Genomic DNA, 4910 nt, shown 5'->3' with positions numbered 1-4910 from the left:
CGGGGTCGATACCGGCATGGAGGTGCTCGAGCTCGGCTGCGGTTGGGGCTCGTTCAGTCTATGGGCCGCCGAGCAGTTTCCATCGAGCCAATTCACCGCGGTCTCTAACTCCAGCTCGCAGCGCGCCTATATTGAAGGCGAGGCCGAGCGTCGCGGAATCGATAACCTTACCGTCATCACCGCCGATATGAACGCCTTCGCGATCGATCAGCGGTTCGATCGCATCGTCTCGCTGGAGATGTTCGAGCACATGCGCAACTGGCGTACCCTGTTCGGTCGCGTGCACGACTGGCTCAAGCCTGGCGGGCGCTTCTTCATGCATGTGTTCTGCCATCGCGACCATCCCTATCCCTATGAGGATACAGGCCCAGACGACTGGATGAGTCATTACTTCTTCGCCGGCGGCATCATGCCAAGCGATGATCTGCCACTGCATTTCCAGCAGCAGCTCAACCTGGTCGATCGCTGGCGCTGGGATGGGCGTCACTATGAGAAGACCCTCAACGCCTGGCTGGCGCTGATGGATGCGGCGCGCGATCAGGTCTGGCCGATCCTCGAGACCACCTACGGCAAGGAGCAGGTCGGCGTCTGGTGGATGCGCTGGCGGCTCTTCTTCATGGCCTGTGCCGAGCTCTTTGGGCTGCACCGCGGCCAGGAGTGGTACGTCGGACACTACCTGTTCGAGCGTCCAGCGGCAGGGTGATTGCTCGATCCCAGCGGCTGTCTCGTGGCTGCCCCCTAGCCGCCCCCCCCTAGCCGCCCTGCAGCGCCGCTGGCCATGTTAACGATAACGACCCGGTGCCGAACAGTGCCGTGCAGGAGGCAAGCAGGGTCGGACCCGCAATCGCTCGCGGGTCGCTCCGCGAGGCCTGCGCAGCGTTGGCTGCAGCCGTCTGCGTTGGTGCTGCTCTGCGCTACCTTGCTTCCCTTCGGGCTTGCTATTGCGCTGGCCATTGCGCTGGCCAGTTGCTCGGCGAATCGCGCGCCGGTGGATCTCAACCTGGTCTTCGTCGAGGTGGCGCCCTTGGACTACGCGCGCATCCTCTGTCAGCTGGAGCCGATGGCCGAGCGGCATACCTGCATGACCTCGGTGGTTGGCCACTATCGCGAGCATCGAAACCTCGAGATTTCGCCAACCGAGGCCGTGGACGGTCCCTTCGTCGCCTTCATCGATAAGCAGCTCTACCGCGGCCGCTATGTCTCGAACCCCTTCGCTGCGGCCTTTTCAGTGAGCAACGGCAGAACGATCTGTCGCGGACGCTACAACGCCTTTGCAGGCGATTCCAGGCCGGTCTTTCGTTTCCGCTGCAATGACGGCCGGGAAGGGCGGGCGCAGATCGTCCTCGATCAGACCGGCCGCAACGGCATCGGCAAGCTCTGGATGGCGAGCGGCTCTACTGGTGACATCGTCTTCGGTTACGCGGCCGTTGGTGGTGCCTTTTAGTACACCGGGTTAAAACACCGGGTTAAAACACCAGGTTCAGCATCAGCAGCGAGACCACCAAGAACAGCACCGTCATGATCCCGCCGGCGCGCATATAGTCGGGCACTCGATAACCACCGGGACCCATGATCAGGGCATTGACCTGATGGGTCGGGATCAGGAATGAGTTCGAGGTGGCGATGCCGACCGTCAGCGCGAACACGGCTGGATTGGCACCAGCGCCCATCGCCATATTCACCGCTAGCGGGACGAGCAGCACGGTCGCGCCCACGTTCGACATCACCAGCGTGAAGAAGGTCGCTAGCACCGCCAGCGCGGCCTGGATCACCCAGATCGGTACGTCGCCCAGCGCGGCTAGCGTCTCCTGGGCGATCCAGGCCGCAGTGCCCGACGTCTCAACCGCGAGTCCGAGCGGGATCAGTGAGGCAAGCAGGAAGACGGTCTTCCAGCTCACCGCCTCATAGGCCTCGTCGATCGAGAGCACCCGGCTGAGGATCATGCCGACGGCACCGGTCAGCAGTGCGACAGAGAGCATCAGGTCGGTGAACAGCACTAGCCCCAAGGTCAGGGCAAAGAACATCAAGGCCACCGGGAGCTTGTGCGGGCGCAGCTCCTCGTGCGGATATTCGGTGGTGACGATGACGAAGTCGCGATTGCTCTCGAGCCGGGCCAGATCGGTCCAGGCGGTGTGCACCACCAGCGTATCGCCGGGCTTGAACGGCAGGTTGCGCACGCCACCCGTGGCATAGGTCAGGGTCTCATCGCCCCGTCGGATGGCGAGCAGCGAGAGGCCATAGACCTTGCGCATGAAGATGTCTCTTGCCGACTTGCCGAGCAGTCCTGAGCCCGGCGGGATCACGATCTCGGCGATACCGGCCTTGGTCGGCGATAGCGCCTCGGCGAAGGTCTCAAGCTCGGGGCGGGTCTCGATCCCGGTCTCGGCGACGAAGGTCTCGAAGCGCTCTTCGGTAGCCAAGATGCCGAGCAAGGTGCCCTGCTCGATGCCCAGGCCGCGATCGACCCCGGACGAGCCCAGGCGCACCCCATCACCCTTCTCGACGGCGATGATGCGAACATTCCACTGCCGCTCGATCGCATCCACACTGAGTCCAGCGATCGGATTCTCGGCGGGCACCCGCACCTCGTGCACCTTGAAGTCGCTGACGCCATAGGTCTCGGCGTAGTAGGTCATCGGATCACCCGCCTGCAGCAGCTGATCGTTGGTCCGCGTAGGCAGCACGAAACGACCCGCGAGCACGAAGTAGAGAATGCCAGCCGCTACCAGCGCGAGGCCGATCGGCGTGACCGAGAACAGGCCGAAGGTCTCCATCTGCTGCTCGGCTGGTAGACCCTGATTGGTGGTCTTGATCAGGTCGTTGAGCAGGATCAGCGGGCTTGAGCCGACCATGGTGATGGTCCCGCCGAGGATGGCGCAGAAGCCCATCGGCATCAGCAGTCGCGACATGGGCAGACCGGTTCGCGCCGAGATGCGGCTGACCACCGGCAAGAACAGGGCGGCAGCGCCGACGTTTTGCATGAACGACGAGATGACGCCGACGGTGCTCGAGACCAGTGGGATGATGCGCGCCTCGGTGCTGCCACCAATGCGCATGATGAAGCCAGCGACTCGTGTCATCAGGCCGGTTTTGTCGAGTGCGGCGCCGATGATCATCACAGCGATGATTGAGATCACCGCATTCGAGGCGAAGCCATCGAACAGGTTCTGCAGAGGCACTAGCCCGGTTTCCAAGCCCATCAAGGGGGCGACCAGTGTCGTCAGCCCAAGGAGCACCATTACGCTGACTGCGGCGACGTCGACCGGCACGACCTCGAACGCGAACAGGAACACGGTGAGCACCAGCACCGCCATCACCCAGGCGATCTCGACCGAGGGCACCTGCCCAGCGAGCCAAATCGCGAAGACCGCGAGTGCGGCGCCGGCGAGATCGGTGACGCTGATCCCCTTCAGCAGTTTACCCATGAAAGCTTCCTCCTAAGGTTTAGTGCTGTGGTCGGGCCGGTTGAGACCTGGTTGCTGATTGATGCGCGCGATGGCGCGACGCCGATAACCCGACAATGCTACTGAAACCGAGCCCCGCTTGCTTGGCCGATTGCACCGCGCGTCGACCCAGATCCAGGGTGTTTGGCGTCCATCGATCCTTGCTTCTCAGCTCCGCATGGCGTTGAAGCCTTACCCCAGCTGGCCTATGCTCTCATTGGATCAGCAATTGATTTCTGACCGGGGCGCGCCCGATGCGCGCCAATATTGCAGCGTCGGTGGACCTCCATGCATCCTGATACGGTCTCGCGTGTTCGGCAAACCTGGGCCTTGATCCTGCCGCAGCGAAAATCGGTTTGCCGAGCTTTCTACCGCCGACTGTTCCTGGATCATCCCGAGCTGAGGCCGCTGTTCAAAGGCGAGATCGATGAGCAGGCCGATCTATTCGTCACCATGATCAACACAGTGATCAGTGCGCTGGAGTACCCTGAGCGCGTTCGACCTTTGATCGAGACCCTGGGGGCGCGTCATGCCGAATATGGTGTTCGCCCTGAGGACTATCTGAAGTTCGAGCAGGTGCTGCTTGAGACCCTGTACGAGGCGCTCGGTGACGAGCTCGATGCCGAGGCGCAAGCGGCTTGGCGCGAGGTCTTCGAAGCGCTCTCGCAGACCATGCAGGCGGGCGCTGTGCGTTGAGCCTAAGAACCAGCATCGACCGTCGACGCCTCGATGCTGGTCAGCATCGAGGCCGAGCTTTTGCACTGCGATCAGCCTTGCACATCAGCTCTAGGCCAGGCATGTAAGGCCCAAACGCCATCACCGCGCAGGTCGCTCAATCTTGCTCTCAACGACTGCTGGGGAGCTGCTCACTCGGGATCTCGCGCAGCAGGGGCGCATCGCGGTCCTTGTCCGAGAGGATGGGCTGAATGCCTGCGGGCCAGTCGATGCTGATGTCGGGATCATCCCAACGCACCGCGAATTGCGTCTCGGGATGATAGTAATCGGTGCATTTATAGCTGAAGATCGCCGTGTCGCTGGTCACCATGTAGCCATGCAAGAAACCGGGTGGCACCCAGAATTGGTGCTGGTTCTCAGCGCTCAGCTCGGCACTGACCCAGTGACCGAAGGTTGCTGAGCCCTTGCGCACATCGACGGCGACATCAAACACCGCACCGGCGACGACCTGAACCAGCTTTCCCTGGCCATAGGGGTTTTGGATATGCAGCCCGCGTAGGGTGCCATGGCCTGAGAATGCCTGGTTATCCTGCACGAACGCCGGCCCGATGCCTTGCTCCGCGTAGCGCTCTTGCTGCCAGGTCTCGCAGAACCAGCCGCGATGATCGCCGAATACCTTTGGCTCGATCAGCAGCACCTCAGGGATGGCGGTGGCGGTGATCTTCATGGGGCGGGTCCTCGGGTGATGAGTCCTAGCAGATAGTCGCCGTAGCCACTCTTGCGCAGCGGCTC

5 protein-coding genes are annotated in these 4910 nt (G+C 62.4%); 3 read left to right on the top strand and 2 right to left on the bottom strand.

What is annotated here, in order from left to right; translation table 11 throughout:
- A partial coding sequence (locus tag ACY693_RS14925) for a class I SAM-dependent methyltransferase (RefSeq protein ID WP_462322607.1) occupies positions 1–703 on the top strand: 703 nt, incomplete at its 5' end.
- Positions 704–901: 198 nt separating this feature from the next.
- Positions 902–1444: a hypothetical protein gene (locus ACY693_RS14920; protein ID WP_462322606.1), complete on the top strand. Its 543-nt coding sequence runs from the start codon at positions 902–904 to the stop codon at positions 1442–1444.
- Between the two features lie 22 nt (positions 1445–1466).
- Here ACY693_RS14920 and ACY693_RS14915 read toward each other — a convergent pair whose 3' ends face one another.
- Entirely contained in the window at positions 1467–3425 is a 1959-nt protein-coding gene (locus ACY693_RS14915) for an SLC13 family permease (RefSeq protein ID WP_462322605.1), read from the bottom strand.
- A 306-nt stretch (positions 3426–3731) separates the two neighbouring features.
- Here ACY693_RS14915 and ACY693_RS14910 point away from each other — a divergent pair, with 306 nt between their 5' ends.
- Positions 3732–4139, top strand: coding sequence for a globin domain-containing protein (locus ACY693_RS14910; protein WP_462322604.1), 408 nt, complete (start codon positions 3732–3734; stop codon positions 4137–4139).
- A 148-nt stretch (positions 4140–4287) separates the two neighbouring features.
- On the opposite strand, the gene rfbC is transcribed toward ACY693_RS14910, so the two are convergent.
- Entirely contained in the window at positions 4288–4845 is a 558-nt protein-coding gene (rfbC, locus tag ACY693_RS14905; protein WP_462322603.1) for a dTDP-4-dehydrorhamnose 3,5-epimerase, read from the bottom strand.
- Positions 4846–4910: the final 65 nt, after the last annotated feature.

It is taken from the genome of Halochromatium sp. (assembly GCF_054919635.1).
Note: the sequence above shows the minus strand (reverse complement) of the source record. Positions and strands in the feature narration are given on the sequence as shown.